Origin of the sequence: Streptomyces zinciresistens K42 (genome assembly GCF_000225525.1) — a bacterium.
Lineage (GTDB): Bacteria > Actinomycetota > Actinomycetes > Streptomycetales > Streptomycetaceae > Streptomyces > Streptomyces zinciresistens.
On the sequence record NZ_AGBF01000018.1, the window covers coordinates 26,872 to 45,935 of the forward strand.

Below are 19,064 nucleotides of genomic sequence, written 5' to 3' on the forward strand. Positions count from 1 at the left end.
GGACGACTTCCTGGTCCGCGTGGGCTACCGCCCTGCCGGTGCCCGCACGTACACGGTGTCGGCGAAGAGCGCCATGCAGGGGTCGGCGGCCGGAGTTCCGCATCCGTGTGATCGCGAACCACCGGTCGTACGGGGCGAGCCGTCACCTCGTCCTGCGCCGATCCGCTGTCTGCACGGGGCGTTGCGCGTACATATGATCAAGGAACGGATGGCCTGAAGGTATGGCGGAAGCCACAATTCCCCTTCAGATCGCGCTCAGTCGAGGGATGACCGCGGCCAACATCAAGGGACGCTGCCCCGACCGGGAGGCGGGGAGGCCGGGAGGCGGGGTCGCTTTCGGCCCGGGACGGATCCACGGAGTCGAGCGTCTCGCTGCTCACCGGGCTGTCACCGGAGCGGATCAAGGAACTCGGCGAAGTGGGCGGGGACGACTGATCCGTGCGGCCCGCTCGACCTGCCCTCCGCGCGCTCCGCGAGGACTTGAAACTGCCGCTTCCATCAGCCCGGGAGCCGTTCGACCAACTGGATCATCCGATCTTGGTCAAGGCCCGGGAACGCTTCGCCGACGAAGGGGCCGGGCAGGAGCGCATCCGCTCGATCGATGACGAGGTGCTCTTCAAGGTCAAGGTGCGACGCTGGCGCGGAGCGGTCTGGTCCCACGAGGACCTGCCTCGGCTCACGCCGCCGACTTCCCCGCTTTCCGCCTCGGCATCCTCGTACGCGCCGACGACGGCCATGAGACCTGTGCGGCGGTGCGCATCACCGGCTCCGTACCCGACGATCTCATCGCGGTCGTCCTGCGCCATGTCCCCGGCTGCGATCCCGCCGCCTGGTACCCCGAGTACGCCCTCCCCAGCCGCCCCCTCCTTCCCGCCGAGCAATCGACGGCTGCCTCACCCGATGTCTACGAGTTCAACCTGAGTACTGAAGCAGTTAGAAATAATGCGGCCCAGTGCACATGCACTGGGCCGCATCTCGTAGCGGGGACAGGATTTGAACCTGCGACCTCTGGGTTATGAGCCCAGCGAGCTACCGAGCTGCTCCACCCCGCGTCGGTGGGATCGACCCTACTCCAGGCTCAACCTCTATCAGGCCCCTTGGCAGATGCGGCTGGTGCCTCTGGGCTGTGGCGTCGGCATTCTCGCTCAAATCGGGAGGGTCTGGAGGTGGTAGCGAAAGTCACGTGCAGCTGACAGCAAGCGCGGTGGCTTGGCCCGACTACGTCCTGGGCAGAGAGCCAGGCGTGGGTGATCACATCGAGAAGTGGGCGACGCACATCGCGGAGACCGAGCTCAGCAGCACGCTTCCACGCAGGTGGGCGCATACACAGGGAGTGGCCAAAAGCGCGCTCGAAGTAAGTCAGGTTCTCGGCCAGGATGCCGGGCTCCTCATTGCTGCCGCCACGCTGCATGATGTCGGGTACGCGCCGCGCCTGGCCGCGACCGGCTTCCACCCGCTCGACGGGGCCCGGTTCCTTCGCGACGAGCGCGAAGCCGACGAGCGGCTCGTGCGGCTGGTGGCCAACCACTCGTTCGCGCTTCTGGAGGCCGAGGAACGAGGGCTGCGGAATGAGCTCGCGAGCGAGTTTCCGTTGCTGAAGGAGCCGCTGCTGGTGGACGCCCTCGTGTACTGCGACATGACGACCACACCTGACGGCGAGCGGACCACCGCGCAGGACCGGGTCGCGGAGATCCGCAGCCGCTACGGGGACGACAGCGTGGTCGGGCGGTTCATCCGCCGGGCGGCTCCGGAGATCTTTGCCTCCGTGCAGCGAGTGGAAGCAGCCCTGGCTGCTCACCCGAGGTAGGGGTAGGTGCCGGCGAGGTAGTCCCCGATCTGCTGGCGCATGCTCGGGTGGATGTCGTACTGGTCGAGGTCGGCCGGCTGGACGAAGCGGACGCCGTCGGCCTCCTCGTTGATCGTGGGCACTCCGCCGACAGGCCGGCCGATGTAGGTGTTCTCGTACTGCTGGCGGATCTCGCCGTCGGTGTAGGCGACGATGTGGTTCGGGTTGGTGTAGACGCCGAGGAACCCGGTGAGCTCCGCGATGATCCCGGTCTCCTCCAGGCACTCGCGCACCGCGCACTCGGCCGCGGTCTCGCCGATGTCCTGGGCGCCGCCGGGGAGAGCCCACTGGCCGGTGTCGCGGCGCCGCTGGAGGAGGATGGCGCCGGTCTCGTCGGCGACGAGCAGGTTGCTGGCCGGGATGAGGGTGTTCGCCTTCGGGGCAGAGGGGTCGTTGTAGTACTCAGTCCTGCCCATGGTCGGCGGTCCTCTCCTGGTCGGGTGCCCATTGCCTCGCTGCGGCCCAGACAGCGTCGAAGCTTTCAGCGTAGTTGTCGAACCACCCTGTATCGCCTGCCCTCTTGAGGTGCAGGAGGGGGTTCGCGCTGGCCGGTTGGCCCCAGATGTGCGGGTTGACGAGCAGGTTGTCGTCGTAGCGGAACATAGACGTGTAGAGGGTGGTGTCGTGGAGTCGCAGGCCGCACCCGGACTCGCCCAGCAGCGGGCGGTAGTACGTCAGTGATGCGCGGATCTTGGCGGCGAGGGTGTCGCCGATTCCCTCCTCGCGACCCCGTACGGCGACTGCCTGTCCGTCGGGGTCGCCAAAGCACAAGCGGACCCGGACGCCCTCGGCGGCACGTTCGGAGAGCATCTTGGCAACGTGGGGGTTGGACTGGGCGAAGAAGGTGCCGGAGAAGACGAGGACGCCGATCTCGTGCCGCGCCTCTCGCAGCAGTGCGAGCCATACGTCCCGGGGCACGCTGGCCCGGTTCCGGTAGGTGCCGACCAGCTCGGTGCCTAACCCGTCCCTCGGCCGGCCTGGACGCTTGGACGGCTCGGGCCAGAGAAAGGTCTCTTCGACGCGCAGGTGTCGCGCGACGCGGAAGCGGTGCCGTGCATGAGGAATCCGTCCGCCCAGCCATCGGCTGACCGTCTTGGGATCTACCTCGCAGATCTCGGCGAGTGCATCAGGAGAGACGCCGCGCTGGCCGAGCACGGTGCGCAGTCGGTTGTTCACAGCAGCTATCGAATCGGCACGGCGCGTGATCGCGCAAGGACGTTTTGGGACGCGGTCCGCTGTAGTGGAACCTCGCGGACTGCCTACTCTGGCGGCATGGAGCTCTTCGTCCTGTGGGACATCGACCACACCCTCATCGAGAACGCGGGGGTCAGCAAGGAGATCTACGCCGCTGCCTTTCGTGCCCTCTCAGGTCGGGAGCCCACGGAGCCTGCGCGCACTGAGGGGCGTACGGATCGGCTGATCATGCGCGACATGTTCGTCCGCGAAGGGCTGCCCGTGCCCGACTGGCACTTCGTCGAGACGGCGCTCGCCCAGGCAGGGGAGGCGCGCCTGGAGGAGCTGCGCAGGCGTGGGACCGCCCTGCCCGGTGTGCACGACGCCTTGAAAGCCGCCTCGGTTCAGACCCGTTGGGTCTCCTCCGTACTCACCGGCAACATCTCCGCCAACGCCCGTGTGAAGCTTGCCGCGTTCGGTCTCGACTCCCTGCTTGATCTGCCGGTCGGCGCCTACGGAGCGGACGCCGAACTCCGCCCCCACCTGGTCGCTGTCGCCCGCGAGCGTGCACAGCGGCTTCATGGTGTTGCGGCCGACATCCCCACCGTCCTCGTCGGGGACACCCCTCGAGACGTGGAAGCGGCTCTGACCACAGGCTCCGGCGTCCTCGCCGTCGCCTCCGGCATCCACACCCAGGAGGAACTGACCGCCGCCGGAGCCGTCGAAGTCCTGCCCGACCTGTCGGACACGAAGCGTGTCCTCGGCATCCTGGGGTCCTTCGCAGGTCACTGAAAACGTCCCCGGACGTCCTTGGACCGTCCCCGAACGCGGTGTCGAGGTCCCCGAGCAGAAGGCCACTATCAGGCTCCCACCAGGCAACCAGCCGAAGGAGCCGAAGTGATCGAGGAAGTCACCGGGATCAAGAAGATCCGCATGCTGTACCTGCAGCTGCTCTACCGCTGCAACTTCACGTGCCTGCACTGCTTCCACGGCAAGCGGCTTCAGTACGCCGACGCCTTCACCGTCGACGAAGCTGCCGATCTCCTCACCCTGATGCGGGATCAGTACGGCACCGAGGCCGTGACCCTGCTCGGCGGAGAGCCCTTCGTCCACCGGGACCTCGCGCAGGTCGTCCGCCATGCCAAGGAGGAACTGGGCCTGCGCGTCGAGATCTGCACCAACGGGTACCGGATCGAGCGCCGTCTGACCGAGATCGCCTCTTCCCTGGACCTGCTCAGGGTTTCGCTGGAGGGCGTCGGGTCGACCAACGACGGCATCCGAAAGCAGGGCAGCTACCAGAGCGCCCTGGAGGCGCTTCGGCTGGCTCGGGATCTCGGCGTTCCGACCGGTGCGACCATGACCGTCACCACGCGGAACATCGCCGAAGTCCTGCCCCTCGGACGGGCCTTGGCACAGCTCGGGGTCCGGCAGCTCAAGCTCCACCACCTGCGGCCGGTCGGCAACGCCGCCGATCATCCCGAGCTGCTGGTCACCTCCCCTTCCGCCTACGGCCGGCTCCGGGACGAGCTGGCGTCAGCCGATCTGCCCTTGGAGGTGATCGTCGACGAGGACCTCTCCGAGGACGGTGCCCCGCAGGCGTGCGCCCCCTCCGATGGTCCTCGCGAAATCGACCGCATCGAGGTCGACCCGCGCGGTGCGCTGACCATGTCCTGCAAGGCCGTGGGCAAGGACGCGCACGCCTTCTGGTACGAGAAGACGGCAGGACGCATCGTCCACAAGCCCTCGTCCGTCGACGAGCTCACCCTCGCGGTACCGGACGTGGTGTACGGCCGTGCCTGATCGCCCTCGCTTCGAGAGCCTGGAGGGATTACCCGGCACCGGAAAATCCACCCTGGCGCCCATGCTCGCCGCCGCCCGGCAGGCCGCCCTCGTCGCTACCGTCCCTTTGCCCTACCAGCCGCTCAGGCAGGCGCTGGACAAGCGGACGAACGTAGAGGCACGGATGTGCTTCTACCTCTCGGGCCTGTTCACCGCGGCCGAGGAGATCCAGCACCACCTCGACGCCGGCGTCCCGGTCGTCGTCGAGAGCTACTTCGCCCGGTGCCTCACCACTCACCGGGCCCTGGGGGCACAACTCGGTATCACCCTGCCGAGCTGGCTGCCGACACCCGCTACCTACCACCTCGTCTGCGACGACGACGAGAGACAACGCCGACTCGCTGGGCGGAACAAGCCGGTGTCGCGGTGGGACTCACTGATCGAGACCGTTACGGAACGAGTGACGGACGCCTACGCATCGTTCCCGATGCATCGCGTCGACACCACGGGGCACAGCCCCGACGAGGTCCTCCGAGTGATCATGGATACCGAGACGCAAGGAGCGCACCCCCATGCAGACTCAGAGCCTGTGGGAGCACACGCTCACGTTCTTCCCGCAGTTCCTCGCCACGCTGCGGGAACGTGTCGCCCCTGACGCCACCGTCGCGGTGGTCGGCGCGAGTGACGGCAAGTTCGTCCTGCCCCTCGCCGCCGCCGGCTACCGCGTCGTCGCCATCGAACGCGACGCGGTCGCCCTCCACGGGGGCGACGTCCACCTCCCGGGTGACAGCCAGGCCCACGCGCTGGGGCTGATCGATCGACTGAAGCTCGAAGAACTCCACGAACGCGTAGAGGTCGTTGAGGACGACTTCCTGGACGGCGAGCCCCTGGGCCTGCAGTGCGACGCGGTCTGGACGAGCTGCTCGTGGCACTACAGTGCCAACCACCACCGCCCGCTCGGCGAGTTCGTCGACCGCATGCAGCGCCTGGTCCGCCCAGGCGGCATGTTCGGCGCGGAGTTCATGATGCCCGTCGAAAGACGCCACCACATGATCGAGCACTACACCTCCCCGGAACGCCTTCACCCCCACTTCATCGGCGACTGGGAGGTCCTGCTCACCCTGCGCACCACCGAGTTCACGGAACGCGCCCACGTCGGCCAGTTGCACGACCACACCCACCGCATGGGCCTCCTGCTCGCGGCCCGGACGTCCACCCTCACCGACCACTTCTGAGAGAAGACCCCATGAAGCACGAATACGAGGCGAAGTTCCTGGCCGTCGACGTCGCCGGCCTCCAGAACAAACTGAGCGCCCTCAATGCGGTCCAGGCATTCCCCCGCACGCTCCTCACCCGCAAGATCTTCGAGAACGACTCCCTCGACGGTGGAGCCTGGATCCGTCTGCGGGACGAGGGCACCCGCTCGACGCTCACGCTCAAGCAGGTCACCGACGCCACGACGATCGACGGCACCAAGGAGATCGAGACCGAGGTCACCGACCTGCACGCCATGGCCGACATCCTGCGCCGGGTCGGCCTCACCGAGGTTAGGTACCAGGAGAACTACCGCGAGGAATGGCGCCTGGGCGAAGTCGCCTTCGACTTCGACACCTGGCCGGACCTGCCCACCTTCCTGGAGATCGAGGGACCCGACGAGGCATCGGTGCGCCAGGCCGCCGCGCTGCTGGACCTCGACTACTCCGAGGCCCGGTTCGGCAGCGTCGACGAGATCTACAAGAGCGAGTCCGGCCGCGACATCCTCGCCGAGCCCACGCTCCTGTTCTCCGAAGCCGAGAAGCCGAAGGACGCTTCTCCCACGGCCCAGGACCGTTGAACGGGGAGGGAGACGAGCGATGCTGACGGAAGTCGCCCTACAGCACAGGGTGATCCCCGGGATCGCCGAGTTCGCCCGAGGAGGACTGCCCTCACCGGCGGCCACCGACGACGGCAACGAGTGGGTCGACGGACCCTGCTGGCTCTACTGCGGACAGCGGTGGACGCGCGTCCTGTGGATCGGCCCCGCCAGAGTCGCCGGGGCCCAAGCCCCGATGTACGCGTGCGGCGCCTGCATCGGCGCGCTGCAGGAACGGGTCTGGCAATCCTTCTTCAACGAGAACCGCCCGGCCCGCTCCACCCGGCCGAGCGAATCCGCCGAGGTGGGGCAGTCGGCCTCCGGCAGGAGAACCGGCAGGCATCGGGGCCAGAGCAGGCTCTTCCGCCGTAATTAAGCCCCCGCCCCGGTCACGCTGGTGCCAGCTGTCCCCCGCAGCGAGAGCCCGTGGCCGGGGCGGGTCCTTGGCGTGCGCGCCTTCGACGGAGGCCCCGAGACGAACGGCCTGACAACGCAGCGACCGTTTCACTGAGGTTCCCCCGAGATGCGGAGTGTGTTGACAGAAGGTCAGATGGGACTCATGAGAGGAACATCGACCATGGCCGCCCCCAGAAAGTACTCGCTGGAGTTGCGTGAGCGTGCGGTACGGATGTAAGGCAGCTCCGGTCCCAAGCCGCAGATCAAGAAGCTCGCGGTCGATCTCGGCGTGCATCCCGAGGCCCTGCGCGGGTGGATCCGCCAGGCCGAGGCGGACGCCGGCGAGCGCGACGACCGGCTGACCACCGACGAACGCGCTTTGGGATGACGTCCTCTCGCCACCTCTGTTCCTCAGCACCGCGCTCGCCGGGCAGACAGCCTTCACCAGCACATCCGCTCACGCACGACCCCAAAAACGAGTCAGCGCCCGAGCCGACCGAAGTCGACCCGGACGCTGTGTAGCAGGTCAGAGGGCATATCCCCCGCCTACCGCCGGTAGGCCCTGTGGGACTCGAACCCACAACCAATGGATTAAAAGTCCACTGCTCTGCCAATTGAGCTAAGGGCCCAGGCGATGTTGCCACCCCGAGCATAGCTGCACGTGGCCGCCGTTCCGATCGGGTATCGGGGTCACGGCCGCGTCGGCCGTGCGGGGCGGTGGCGGGGCCGGGCCGCGCGGGGGACGCGAAGGGCCCGTACGACCAAGTCGTACGGGCCCTCGCGGATGCTCAGCCGGCGCCGGTCACCGACCGGTGTGCGTCAGCCGTTGCGCTTCCAGCGCGGCTTGTCGTCGCGGCGGCCGAGGGAGCCGCCGCCGCGGTGCTCGTCACGGCGGCCGTAGGGACGCTCGTGGCCGCCGGAGCGGAAGCCCGGACGGTCGTCACGGCGCTCGCGGTTGAAGGGCCGGTCGCTGCCCCGGTGACCGCCGCGCTCGTCGCGGCGCTCGAACGAACGGCCGCCACGGTCACCCCGGTCGTCACGACGGAAACCGCCCCGGTCGCCACGGTCGTCACGACGCTCGAACGAACGGCCACCGCCGTCGTCACGACGCTCGAAGGTACGGCCACCCCTGTCGTCACGACGCTCGAACGAACGGCCGCCACGGTCACCCCGGTCGTCACGACGGAAACCGCCCCGGTCGCCACGGTCGTCACGACGCTCGAACGAACGGCCACCGCCGTCGTCACGACGCTCGAAGGTACGGCCACCCCTGTCGTCACGACGCTCGAACGAACGGCCGCCACGGTCACCCCGGTCATCACGACGGAAACCGCCCCGGTCGCCACGGTCGTCACGACGCTCGAAGCCACGGTCGCGGTCGCGGTTGAACCCACCCCGGTCGCCCCGGTCGTCGCGGCGGAAGCCGCCCCGGTCGCCGTCACGGTCCCGGCGCTCGAAACCGCGGTCGCGGTCACGGTCGCGCTGGAACCCGCCACGGTCGCCCCGGTCGCCACGGTCGCCCTGGTCGGCGGCCTGCGCCGCCGCCTGCTCCGGCACCGCCGCCTCGACCGGCTCGGCCGACTCCGCCGCCTGTGCCTCGGCCACCGCGGTCTCGGGGTCCTCGCCCCGCTCGCGCGCCACCCGGGCGACGAGCCGGTCGGCGTCCTCGCGCAGCTCCACGGCACGGCGCTGCGCCCGCTCCAGCTGCTTGGTGAGCTGGGCGACCTCGCGCTCGGCCTGCTGAGCGGCGTTGCCCGCCGACTCCGCCTGCACCTCGGTCATCGAGCGGGCGCCGGTGATCTCGGCGACCTCCGGGTCGAAGGCGGCGCCGCCCTGGATGATGTGGCGCGAGGCGTCGACGCCCGCGTCCTCCATCAGCCGGAAGATCTGGCGCCGCTGGTGCGGCAGCGACAGGGAGACGACCGTGCCGGTGCGGCCCGCGCGCGCGGTGCGACCGGCCCGGTGCAGGTAGTCCTTGTGGTCGCCGGCCGGGTCCACGTTCAGCACCAGGTCGATGCCGTCGACGTGGATGCCGCGGGCCGCGACGTCGGTGGCGACCAGGACGTTGACGTACCCGTCCTTGAAGTCCGCGAGGGTGCGGGTGCGCGCGCCCTGCGTCATGCCGCCGTGCAGCGCGTCGGCCTTCGCGCCCGCGTCCCGCAGCTGCTCGGCGACGCGGTCGGCGCCCAGCTGGGTGCGCACGAAGATGATGGTGCGGCCCTTGCGCGAGGCGATCGCGGCGGTGACCGGTGCCTTGTCCTTCGGCTTCACGATCAGGATGTGGTGCGACATGGTCGTCACGGCGCCCTGCGCGGCGTCGACCTCGTGCAGGACCGGCTCGTTCAGGTAGCGGTCGACGAGGGTCTTGATCTCGTTCTCCATGGTCGCGGAGAAGAGCATGCGCTGACCGCCGGCCGGGACCTGGTCGAGCAGTTCGGTGACCTCGGGCAGGAAGCCCAGGTCGGACATCTGGTCGGCCTCGTCGAGGACGGCGACCTCGACGTCCTGCAGCGAGCAGGCGCCGCGGTTGATGATGTCGCGCAGCCGGCCCGGGGTGGCCACCAGCACGTCGACGCCCCGCTCCAGGGCGTAGATCTGGTTGCCCATCGAGGTGCCGCCGCAGACGACCTTCATCTTCAGGCCGAGCTGGTCGCCGTAGGGCTGGAGGGCGTCCGCGACCTGCATCGCGAGCTCGCGGGTCGGCGTGAGGATGACCGCGCGCGGGCGGTGCTTCTCGGTCCGGCCGCCGGACAGCCGCGCGAGCGCCGGCAGACCGAACGACAGGGTCTTGCCGGAGCCGGTGCGGCCGCGGCCCAGGATGTCCTTGCCGGCCAGGGCGTCCGGGATGGTCGCGGCCTGGATCGGGAAGGGGGTGGTCACGCCGTTCTGCGCGAGCTTGCGCACGACGGCCTCGGGGAGGCCGAGGTCGCCGAAGGTGGCCTCCGCGGGGGCCTCGGCCGTCTCGGTCACCACGGCCGTCTCGTCGGTCGCCTCGTCGTTCGAGGGCACGACGGCGTGATCAGTACTGGAAATGGACATGCGTATGCGAAACCTTCCGGAGTCTCGTCGGCACGCGCCCGTCAACTCCGTGATTCGCAATACGACCGCCTCAATGCGGTCAGCCACGGCAAGGGAGAGAACGCGCCACACGGCGCGCTCTGCGTTGGCGCCGGGCAAATGGGATCAAACGATCTACCACCATACGCACCCCAGGCCCCCCAAGGCAAACCGGCCGCCTCCCCTGTAGGCAACGTCACTTCCCACCCCGTCCCGACGGGGTGGCCCCGCCCCTCCCGACAGCCCGCCCCGCCGGTGATCACGCGGCCCTCACCCTCCCGGTGGCCCCGGCCCCGCCGCCTCCCCGCGGCCCTCACCCCGCCGGTGACCCCGCCGCCGGCGCGGGCTCGCGCTCGCCCAGCTGCGGCCCCGCCTCCCCGTGCGCGGACGACGACGGCTCGGCCGTGGGCGTCTGCGTGGGCGTCGGCGGCTGCTCGGTCGGCGTCGGCTGGGGCTCCGCCGGCCGGGTGGGCGTCGGCTCGGCCGTCCGGGTGGGACCGGGCTTCGGCGTCCCGCCGGGGTTCTGCGGCCGGCCCGGCGCGGACGCGCTCGCCCCGGCCGAGGCGGCGGCCGAGGGCGACGCCGACGCGTCGGCGTCCTTCCCGTCCTTGCCGTCGCCCTTCTTCTTCCCGTGCTTGCCGCCGGCTTCCGTGTGCGGTCCGTGGCCCACGCCGCCGCCCGAGGACGCGGGGCCGCCGTCCGGGGCCTCGCCGGCGCGCTGACCGGCGGACCGCGACGGCTTCGCGCCCCCGCCGTCGTCGTCGCCGACGCTCATGCAGCCGGCGGCGGCCGCCACGGCCACGACCGTGGCGGCCAGACGGACGGGTACGTACAAGGGGCGCACGGGAGCCACCTCCAGTTGGGGTCCCCTGCCCAGGCGCGGCCGTGCGCCGGGGGGAAGGGCGAAGAAGTCAACCTGCCCAACTCCCGCCGCCCGCAAGAGGACACGCGCCGCGGGACACGGTCCGGCCACGCCCCGCCCGGCCCCGCTCAGCCGTAGCCGAGCGCGTGCAGCCGCTCGTCGTCGATCCCGAAGTGGTGCGCGATCTCGTGCACCACCGTCACCTCGGTCTCCTCGACGACCTCCTCGCGCGAGGCGCACATCCGCAGCGTCGGCCCGCGGTAGACCGTGATCCGGTCCGGCAGCACCCCCGCGTACCACTCGCCGCGCTCCGTCAGCGGGGTGCCCTCGTACAGCCCGAGCAGTTCGGGGTCGTCGGCGGGCGGTTCGTCCTCCACGAACACCGCGACGTTGTCCATCAGGCGGGTCAGTTCCGGCGGGATCCGGTCCAGCGCCTCGGCCACCAGTTCCTCGAACTCCTCGCGCGTCATCTCCAGCACCCGCCCATTGTCGGGCACGGCACCGCCGCGCGACCGCGAACGGCCCCGCATATCCGCCCGCCCACTTGGGCATACGGGACCAATGGCCCGCGTCCCCGCCGCAGTCCTGAACGTCACCGGACGTCTTTCCAGGGCCGTGCGCGCCCCCGTCCCCCGCCGTGCGCGCGGCCGGGCGCGGCCGCTGCCCGCGCCCGGCCCCCGCTCCCGCCCCTGGGCGCGCGCCCTGGGCCTGGTCGCGGTCGTCCTCGTCGGCGCGTGGCTGGGCCTGCTGGTCGTCGGCAACGTCCGGGTCCCGGTGGGCCCCATGAACACGACGATGACGCTGCGCCCCTCCTTCACCGGCGGCACGAAGATCAACGTCTCCCCGCTCGGCGCGCTCCAGCTCGACAGCCACACCGCCCCCGTCCGCCTGGACGTCAACGTCGACCAGCTCGACCCCGAGCGCGCCCAGGCCCTCGTCGACCGCCCCGAGCGGCTCTCCGGGCTCCAGGACGAGGTCGCCTCGGACGTCTCCCACGGCGCCCGCGACCTGGCCCTGCGCAGCTGTGTCGCGGTCGTCACCGGCGCCACCGCCCTCGGCCTCGCCGTCTACCGGCGCCCGCGCCGCGCCCTCGCGGCGGGCGGCCTCGCCCTGGCCCTGCTCGCGGCGTCGGGCGGCACCGCGTACGCCACCTGGAACCCGGAGTCGGTCCTGGAGCCGAAGTTCTCGGGCCTGCTGACCTCGGCCCCGTCCCTGGTCGGCAACGCGCGCAGCATCGTGACCGAGTTCGACGTCTACCAGAAGGAGCTGGCCCGCCTGGTCACCAACGTGACCAAGCTCTACGACGCCACCTCCACGCTCCCCGCGTACGCCCCGGACCCGAGCACCATCCGCGTCCTCCAGGTGTCCGACATCCATCTCAACCCGGCGAGCTGGAAGATCATCGCCTCGCTCGTCCGGCAGTACAAGGTGGACGTGATCGTCGACACCGGCGACACCATGGACCACGGCTCCACCGCCGAGAACGGCTTCCTGGACCCGATCGAGGACCTCGGGGCGCCCTACGTCTGGGTGCGCGGCAACCACGACTCGCAGGCCACCCAGCGCTACATCCGGGGCCTGAAGAACGTCCACGTCCTCGACGACGGCAGGGCGAAGACGATCGCGGGCCTGCGCTTCGCGGGCATCGGCGACCCCCAGTTCACCCCGAACCGCTCCCGGCCCGCGGGCGGTGACGCCGCCAACGAGATCGCCGGCGCCCGCCTGGCCTCGGCGCTGCGCGACCAGAAGGCCGCCGGGACCCCCGTCGACGTGGCCGTCGCCCACGAACCCGCGGCCGTGTCCCGGACCGACGGCGAGGTCCCGCTGGCCCTGGCCGGGCACTTCCACCGCCAGCGCACGGAGGTCATGAAGTACGGCACCCGCCTGCGTCTGGAGGGCTCCACCGGCGGCAGCGGTCTGCGGGCGGTGGAGGGCGCGAAGCCCGACCCCATCCAGACGTCGGTGCTCTACTTCGACCGCGACAGCCGCCGCCTCCAGGCGTGGGACGAGATCGAGCTCGGCGGCCTCGGCCTGACCACGGCGGAGGTGCGGCGCAACCTGGTCGAGGAGAACCAGCCGGGCGCCCCCGCGGGGGGCACGATGTCGCCGAGCCCCGGCCGGTAAACCGTTTTGGCGATACCTCCCGACATCCCATATGCTTCTCACGTCCCCGACGCGCTGAGAAGCGCCCAGGCGGGCCGATAGCCCTCATCGTCTAGCGGCCTAGGACGCCGCCCTTTCAAGGCGGTAGCACGGGTTCGAATCCCGTTGGGGGCACGCAGTACGGTGTGCAACACTGTTGCACGCAACGCAAGGTCCTGTGGAGCAGTTTGGAGTGCTCGCCACCCTGTCAAGGTGGAGGCCGCGGGTTCAAATCCCGTCAGGACCGCAGTGAGGTCTTCCGAGACTCTCACGGCTGGGTAGCTCAGTTGGTACGAGCGATCGCCTGAAAAGCGATAGGTCGCCGGTTCGACCCCGGCCCCAGCCACACCGGGAGAACCCCCGTCGAGCGATCGGCGGGGGTTCTCGCATGTCCGGGCACGCTTCAGGCCGCACGGCAGGCCGCGCTTCCGGCGGTGTCCGGACCTCCCCGACCGCGCCGACAAAAGCGTTCGCCACGGATTTCGGCGGGATGAGATCCTGGACCGCGTATGTCTACGCACCCTGCCCCCGCCGTCGGCGCCCTCGCCTCCCGTCTGACCGAGCTCTCGCTGCGCGACGCGCACCGGCTCGGGCGGCGGCTCGAAGGCGCGCGCAAGATCCGCAAGCCCGAGGCGCGCGCCGCCGTCCTCGCCGAGATCGAGACGGACATCGCCAGGGGTGAGGAGCGCATGGCCGCGCGGCGCTCCCGCGTCCCGGCGGTCGGCTATCCCGAGCAGCTTCCGGTCAGCCGGAAGAAGGACGAGATCGCCGCCGCGATCCGCGACCACCAGGTGGTGATCGTCGCGGGCGAGACGGGGTCCGGCAAGACCACGCAGATCCCGAAGATCTGCCTCGAACTCGGCCGCGGGGTGCGCGGCATGATCGGCCACACCCAGCCCCGCCGGATCGCGGCCCGTACCGTCGCCGAGCGGGTGGCCGAGGAGCTGGACACCCCGCTCGGGGAGTCCGTCGGCTGGAAGGTGCGCTTCACCGACCAGGTGAACCCGGACGGCACCTTCATCAAGCTGATGACCGACGGCATCCTGCTCGCCGAGATCCAGACCGACCGCGAGCTGCGCGCCTACGACACGATCATCATCGACGAGGCCCACGAGCGGTCCCTCAACATCGACTTCCTGCTGGGCTATCTCGCGCAGCTGCTGCCGCGCCGGCCCGACCTCAAGGTCGTCATCACCTCGGCGACGATCGACCCCGAGCGGTTCTCCCGGCACTTCGGCGACGCCCCGATCGTGGAGGTCAGCGGGCGCACGTACCCGGTCGAGGTGCGCTACCGCCCGCTGCTCGAAGAGGACTCCGAGGACTCCGACCGCGACCAGATCACCGCGATCACGGACGCGGTCGAGGAGCTGATGGGCGAGGGGCAGGGCGACATCCTCGTCTTCCTGTCCGGCGAGCGGGAGATCCGGGACACCGCCGACGCGCTGGAGAAGAAGAGGTACCGGTTCACCGAGGTGCTGCCGCTGTACGCGCGCCTGTCCCACGCCGAGCAGCACCGCGTCTTCCAGCAGCACTCCGGCCGCCGGATCGTGCTGGCGACCAACGTCGCGGAGACCTCCCTGACGGTCCCGGGCATCAAGTACGTCATCGACCCCGGCTTCGCCCGGATCAGCCGCTACAGCCATCGCACCAAGGTGCAGCGGCTGCCCATCGAGCCGGTGTCGCAGGCCAGCGCCAACCAGCGCAAGGGCCGCTGCGGCCGCACCAGCGACGGCATCTGCGTACGGCTGTACTCCGAGGAGGACTTCGCGGGCCGCCCGGAGTTCACGGACGCGGAGATCCTGCGCACCAACCTCGCCTCCGTCATCCTCCAGATGACCGCGGCCGGGCTCGGCGACATCGAGAGGTTCCCGTTCATCGACCCGCCGGACCACCGCAACATCCGCGACGGCGTCCAGCTCCTCCAGGAGCTCGGCGCGCTCGACCCGGCGCAGCAGGACGTCCGCAAGCGGCTGACGGACACCGGCCGCAAGCTGGCCCAGCTGCCCGTCGACCCGCGGCTGGCCCGGATGGTCCTGGAGGCCGACCGCAACGGCTGTGTCCGCGAGGTCATGGTCATAGCGGCCGCGCTCTCCATCCAGGACCCGCGCGAGCGCCCGGCCGACAAGCAGGCCCAGGCCGATCAGCAGCACGCCCGCTTCCGCGACGAGACCAGCGACTTCCTCGCCTTCCTGAACCTGTGGCGCTATGTGCGCGAGCAGCAGCGCGAGCGCGGCTCGTCCTCGTTCCGCCGCATGTGCAAGCAGGAGTACCTGAACTTCCTGCGCATCCGCGAGTGGCAGGACATCTACACCCAGCTGCGCACCGTCGCCAAGCAGATGGGCATCCACCTCAACGAGGACGACGCCCCCGCCGACCGCGTCCATGTCTCGCTGCTGGCCGGCCTGTTGTCCCACATCGGCATGAAGGACGTGAAGGAGTCCAAGGACTCCGGCGCGGCCGGGCGCAAGGACGGCGGCCGGGGCGAGTATCTCGGCGCCCGCGGCGCCAAGTTCGCGGTCTTCCCGGGCTCGGCGCTGTTCCGGAAGCCGCCGCGGTTCGTGATGTCGGCGGAGCTCGTGGAGACGTCCCGGCTGTGGGCCCGCGTCAACGCGCGGATCGAGCCGGAGTGGGTCGAGCCGCTCGCCGAGCACCTGCTCAGGCGCACCTACTCCGAGCCGCACTGGGAGAAGGACCAGGCGGCGGTCATGGCCTACGAGAAGGTCACGCTGTACGGCGTCCCGATCGTCGCCCAGCGCAAGGTGAACTACGGCCGGATCGACCCCGAGGCCAGCCGCGAGCTGTTCATCCGCAACGCCCTGGTGGAGGGCGACTGGCGCACGCACCACAAGTTCTTCGCCGACAACCGCAGACTCCTCGGCGAGGTCGAGGAGCTGGAGCACCGCGCCCGGCGCCGGGACATCGTGGTCGACGACGAGACGCTGTTCGACTTCTACGACGAGAAGGTCCCCGAGCACGTCGTCTCGGGCGCCCACTTCGACTCGTGGTGGAAGCGCAAGCGCCATGAGCAGCCGGACTTCCTGGACTTCGAGCGCGCGATGCTGATCCGGGAGTCGGCGGAGGCGGTCACGAAGGCCGACTACCCCGACTCCTGGCGGCAGGGGCGGCTCACGTTCCGGGTGACGTACCAGTTCGAGCCGGGTGCGGACGCCGACGGGGTGACGGTCCACGTCCCGCTCCAGGTCCTCAACCAGGTCACCGGCGAGGGCTTCGACTGGCAGATCCCGGGGCTGCGGGAGGAGCTGGTGACCGAGCTGATCCGGTCCCTGCCCAAGCCCGTGCGCCGCAACTACGTGCCCGCGCCGAACTTCGCCAAGCGGTTCCTGGACGTGGCGGTGCCGCTCCAGGAGCCCCTGACGGTGACGATGGCGCGCGAGCTGAGGCGCATGGTCGGCGTGCCCTTCGACGCGGACGACTTCGACCGGGCGAAGGTCCCCGACCATCTGCGCGTCACGTTCCGGATCGTCGACGAGCGGCGCCGCAAGCTCGCCGAGGACAAGGACCTGGAGGCGCTCAAGCTCCGGCTGAGGCCGAAGGCCCGTCAGGCGCTGTCGCAGGCCGCCGCGGCGACCGCCTCCCGGGAGGGCGGGCCGTCCCTGGAGCGCCAGGGGCTGACGGACTGGACGATCGGCTCGCTGACCCGGGTCTTCGAGACCCGCCGGGCCGGCCACCCGGTCCGGGCGTACCCGGCGCTGGTGGACGACGGCGACACCGTCTCGGTGCGGCTCTTCGACACGGAGGCGGAGCAGCGGCAGGCGATGTGGCGGGGCACCCGCCGGCTGATCCTGCGCAACATTCCGGTCAGTCCGGCGAAGTTCGCATCCGAGAAGCTGACGAACGCCCAGAAGCTCAGTCTGTCGGCCAGTCCGCACGGTTCCGTCCAGGCGCTGTTCGACGACTGCGCGACGGCGGCGGCGGACAAGCTGATCGGCGACTTCGGCGGCCCGGCGTGGGACGAGGAGTCGTACCGCGCGCTGTACGACAAGGTGCGCGCGGAGATCGTGGACACGACGGTGCGCGCGGTGGGCCAGGTGCAGCAGGTGCTGGCCGCCTGGCAGGCCGCCGAGCGCCGTCTGAAGGCCCTGCGCAGCCCCGCCCTGCTGGCGAACCTCACGGACGTACGGGAGCAGCTGGACGCCCTCGTGAAGCCCGGTTTCGTGACGGCCGCGGGACTGCGTCGGCTGCCCGATCTGATGCGCTATCTGATCGCGGTGGACCGCCGTCTGCAGCAGATGCCGACGAACGTCCAGCGGGACACCACGCGGATGCAGAAGGTCCACGAGATGCGCGACGAGTACGCCTGGCTGCTGGAGCAGATGCCGCAGGGGCGCCCGGTGCCGCAGCAGGTGCTGGACGTCCGCTGGATGCTGGAGGAGCTGCGCGTCAGCTACTTCGCCCACGCGCTCGGCACCGCGTACCCGGTCTCGGACAAGCGGATCGTGAAGGCGATCGACGCACTTGCTCCGTGACGGGACTTGCACAGAGGGTGAGTTCGACCCGGGACCCACCCTCCTGTACAGTCTCTTCTCGCAGCGCACCGCACGAATGGCGCGGCGAAACCAGGTCCTGTGGAGCAGTTTGGAGTGCTCGCCACCCTGTCAAGGTGGAGGCCGCGGGTTCAAATCCCGTCAGGACCGCAGCAGTACGAAGGCCCGCCCCTCGCAAGGGGGCGGGCCTTCGTCATGTCCGCGCTGCCGCACCCCCGCTCGGGGTCGTGCAGGCCCGCGGCGGCGCCTCAGCGGCACCCGCGCCCCCAGGGGCCCCGGCGCCGCCGGCGCGGGCTCCCGCGGCCTTGACGGAGTCACATTCACTGGGTACCCAGAAGACAGGGCCCCCTTTCCCGTGCGGCCCCCTGGAGGTGGCGTATGGCGGCATCGACTAGGCACGAAACGCGGGCCCTGCTCCGCGCCCACCTGTCGGCCGCCTCCTCGTATCGGCATCGCACCCGCCACTGCCCGATCTGCCACCGCCTGCTGCGGCTGGCGATGGACAGCCCGCCGGGCACGTCACGGCCGGCCGCGGAGCCGACCGCCGAGGGCGAGGCGCCGACCCCCGCGTGAGCCCGGGGCAAGGTCAACTCCCGTTCCACCGCGGGGAACTGGAGTCTGCTCCTCCCTTTAGCGCACATAGGCCAGCGGCAACAAGCGCTCCGGTATGTGACGGGTGTCACGGCATCAGTTTCCGGGAGCGCTCCCCTTACACCTCACCTACAACTGGTCAATTTAATATGTGCAATTGCACCAGGTTCCACCGGTCGCCCGGACACGCCGAGCGACCGCCCGGGGCGGGCCCGCGGGAGATCTCCGGCCGCTCCCGAGGGAGATCCGACACCCCTTTCCGGACTCCGGCAAGGCCGCCCACGACCCACCGGCCGGCCCCGCGGCAGGCCGCGGTCGGCGCACAAAAAAGATCGCGCTGGACCCGGCGGAGTCCAGCGCGATCGACGACACACCCACGTTGCTTGCCTGAAGAGCTCTGATCGGCTCGGGCATGGGCTCTGTTGGGGCAGAACCCGCGTCGTGTGGAGCTGTGGTGCGGGCACCTCGGCGAGTTGGGGGAACTGCCGCTTTGCCCGCTTATGGAGTTGTTCAGGCCTCGCTGCGCTGCTGCGGGATGCCCGCGAGCAGAGCGCGCACCTCGGCCTCGCGGTAGCGGCGGTGCCCGCCGAGCGTACGGATGGACGTGAGCTTCCCGGCCTTCGCCCACCGCGTGACCGTCTTCGGGTCCACACGGAACATGGTGGCGACCTCAGCCGGGGTCAGCAGCGGCTCGGCATCAGGGGTGCGAGCGGTCATGAGCGGCCTCCTCGGGAGAACCGAACCTTCTCGGTTCTTTCCTCTAAATTCTGCACCTTGACCCGCGTTGCCCGAAATGGCGGACGCGGGTCGAGTCGGTTATAGGACGAACGGCTTGTCCTCGGCACTACAACTACACCATCT

The 19,064-nt window shown here is 70.2% G+C and carries 18 protein-coding genes and 6 tRNA genes; 15 read left to right on the forward strand and 9 right to left on the reverse strand.

What is annotated here, in order from left to right:
* Positions 1–527: 527 nt before the first annotated feature.
* On the reverse strand, positions 528–806 hold the full coding sequence (locus SZN_RS41295) for a hypothetical protein (RefSeq protein WP_167546295.1): 279 nt from the start codon (positions 804–806) through the stop codon (positions 528–530).
* A 172-nt stretch (positions 807–978) separates the two neighbouring features.
* Positions 979–1,052 (reverse strand) — tRNA-Met (locus SZN_RS08840).
* A 191-nt stretch (positions 1,053–1,243) separates the two neighbouring features.
* Here SZN_RS08840 and SZN_RS08845 point away from each other — a divergent pair.
* Positions 1,244–1,807: an HD domain-containing protein gene (locus SZN_RS08845; RefSeq protein WP_043729447.1), complete on the forward strand. Its 564-nt coding sequence runs from the start codon at positions 1,244–1,246 to the stop codon at positions 1,805–1,807.
* On the opposite strand, the gene SZN_RS08850 is transcribed toward SZN_RS08845, so the two are convergent.
* Both SZN_RS08850 and SZN_RS08855 read right to left on the reverse strand, forming a co-directional pair.
* Positions 1,795–2,262 (reverse strand): NUDIX hydrolase, encoded by a 468-nt coding sequence (locus SZN_RS08850; RefSeq protein WP_007493464.1) that lies wholly within the window; start codon positions 2,260–2,262, stop codon positions 1,795–1,797. The genes SZN_RS08845 and SZN_RS08850 overlap by 13 nt on opposite strands.
* A complete protein-coding gene (locus SZN_RS08855; protein WP_208865775.1) occupies positions 2,249–3,022 on the reverse strand; it encodes a helix-turn-helix transcriptional regulator in 774 nt (257 codons plus the stop codon). Before SZN_RS08855 ends, SZN_RS08850 begins: the two co-directional genes overlap by 14 nt.
* A gap of 96 nt (positions 3,023–3,118) precedes the next feature.
* Between SZN_RS08855 and SZN_RS08860 the strand changes: the two genes are divergently transcribed.
* The 7 genes from SZN_RS08860 to SZN_RS08890 all read left to right on the forward strand — a co-directional run bounded on the left by SZN_RS08860 (position 3,119) and on the right by SZN_RS08890 (position 7,434).
* The gene (locus tag SZN_RS08860) at positions 3,119–3,811 is read left to right on the forward strand and encodes an HAD family hydrolase (RefSeq protein ID WP_007493468.1); all 693 of its coding nucleotides are present in this window, start codon (positions 3,119–3,121) and stop codon (positions 3,809–3,811) included.
* A gap of 105 nt (positions 3,812–3,916) precedes the next feature.
* Positions 3,917–4,819, forward strand: a complete 903-nt coding sequence (locus SZN_RS08865; RefSeq protein ID WP_007493470.1) for a radical SAM protein — start codon at positions 3,917–3,919, stop codon at positions 4,817–4,819.
* A 61-nt stretch (positions 4,820–4,880) separates the two neighbouring features.
* A complete protein-coding gene (locus SZN_RS08870) occupies positions 4,881–5,453 on the forward strand; it encodes a P-loop nucleotide/nucleoside kinase family protein (RefSeq protein WP_007493474.1) in 573 nt (190 codons plus the stop codon).
* The gene (locus SZN_RS08875; protein WP_007493476.1) at positions 5,371–6,033 is read left to right on the forward strand and encodes a class I SAM-dependent methyltransferase; all 663 of its coding nucleotides are present in this window, start codon (positions 5,371–5,373) and stop codon (positions 6,031–6,033) included. The genes SZN_RS08870 and SZN_RS08875 overlap by 83 nt, the downstream gene beginning before the upstream one ends.
* An 11-nt stretch (positions 6,034–6,044) precedes the next feature.
* Complete coding sequence (locus SZN_RS08880; protein ID WP_007493478.1) at positions 6,045–6,632, forward strand: class IV adenylate cyclase; 588 nt, start codon at positions 6,045–6,047, stop codon at positions 6,630–6,632.
* 19 nt (positions 6,633–6,651) lie between these two features.
* A complete protein-coding gene (locus tag SZN_RS08885) occupies positions 6,652–7,026 on the forward strand; it encodes a hypothetical protein (protein ID WP_007493480.1) in 375 nt (124 codons plus the stop codon).
* 309 nt (positions 7,027–7,335) lie between these two features.
* On the forward strand, positions 7,336–7,434 hold the full coding sequence (locus tag SZN_RS08890; RefSeq protein ID WP_007493483.1) for a hypothetical protein: 99 nt from the start codon (positions 7,336–7,338) through the stop codon (positions 7,432–7,434).
* Positions 7,435–7,602: 168 nt separating this feature from the next.
* Here the strand turns inward: SZN_RS08890 and SZN_RS08895 are convergent.
* The 4 genes from SZN_RS08895 to SZN_RS08910 form a co-directional block, all read right to left on the reverse strand.
* A tRNA-Lys gene (locus SZN_RS08895) sits at positions 7,603–7,675 on the reverse strand.
* A 190-nt stretch (positions 7,676–7,865) separates the two neighbouring features.
* A complete protein-coding gene (locus SZN_RS08900; protein ID WP_043729412.1) occupies positions 7,866–10,085 on the reverse strand; it encodes a DEAD/DEAH box helicase in 2,220 nt (739 codons plus the stop codon).
* A 331-nt stretch (positions 10,086–10,416) separates the two neighbouring features.
* Complete coding sequence (locus SZN_RS08905; RefSeq protein WP_043729415.1) at positions 10,417–10,947, reverse strand: hypothetical protein; 531 nt, start codon at positions 10,945–10,947, stop codon at positions 10,417–10,419.
* 146 nt (positions 10,948–11,093) lie between these two features.
* On the reverse strand, positions 11,094–11,444 hold the full coding sequence (locus tag SZN_RS08910; protein WP_007493488.1) for a metallopeptidase family protein: 351 nt from the start codon (positions 11,442–11,444) through the stop codon (positions 11,094–11,096).
* A gap of 82 nt (positions 11,445–11,526) precedes the next feature.
* Here SZN_RS08910 and SZN_RS08915 point away from each other — a divergent pair, with 82 nt between their 5' ends.
* The 7 genes from SZN_RS08915 to SZN_RS38390 all read left to right on the forward strand — a co-directional run bounded on the left by SZN_RS08915 (position 11,527) and on the right by SZN_RS38390 (position 18,185).
* Positions 11,527–13,089 carry a metallophosphoesterase family protein gene (locus tag SZN_RS08915; RefSeq protein ID WP_043729418.1) on the forward strand — a complete coding sequence of 521 codons (1,563 nt, stop codon included), beginning with the start codon at positions 11,527–11,529 and terminating at the stop codon, positions 13,087–13,089.
* An 80-nt stretch (positions 13,090–13,169) separates the two neighbouring features.
* Positions 13,170–13,242, forward strand: a tRNA-Glu gene (locus tag SZN_RS08920).
* Positions 13,243–13,279: 37 nt separating this feature from the next.
* Positions 13,280–13,354, forward strand: a tRNA-Asp gene (locus SZN_RS08925).
* A gap of 25 nt (positions 13,355–13,379) precedes the next feature.
* Positions 13,380–13,453: transfer RNA gene (locus SZN_RS08930), tRNA-Phe, on the forward strand.
* 163 nt (positions 13,454–13,616) lie between these two features.
* Positions 13,617–17,594, forward strand: a complete 3,978-nt coding sequence (gene hrpA, locus SZN_RS08935) for an ATP-dependent RNA helicase HrpA (protein WP_007493492.1) — start codon at positions 13,617–13,619, stop codon at positions 17,592–17,594.
* A 93-nt stretch (positions 17,595–17,687) separates the two neighbouring features.
* Positions 17,688–17,762: transfer RNA gene (locus tag SZN_RS08940), tRNA-Asp, on the forward strand.
* 228 nt (positions 17,763–17,990) lie between these two features.
* The gene (locus SZN_RS38390; RefSeq protein WP_078508508.1) at positions 17,991–18,185 is read left to right on the forward strand and encodes a DUF6274 family protein; all 195 of its coding nucleotides are present in this window, start codon (positions 17,991–17,993) and stop codon (positions 18,183–18,185) included.
* 528 nt (positions 18,186–18,713) lie between these two features.
* Here the strand turns inward: SZN_RS38390 and bldC are convergent.
* A complete protein-coding gene (gene bldC / locus SZN_RS08950) occupies positions 18,714–18,920 on the reverse strand; it encodes a developmental transcriptional regulator BldC (protein WP_003949541.1) in 207 nt (68 codons plus the stop codon).
* Between the last annotated feature and the right edge of the window lie 144 nt (positions 18,921–19,064).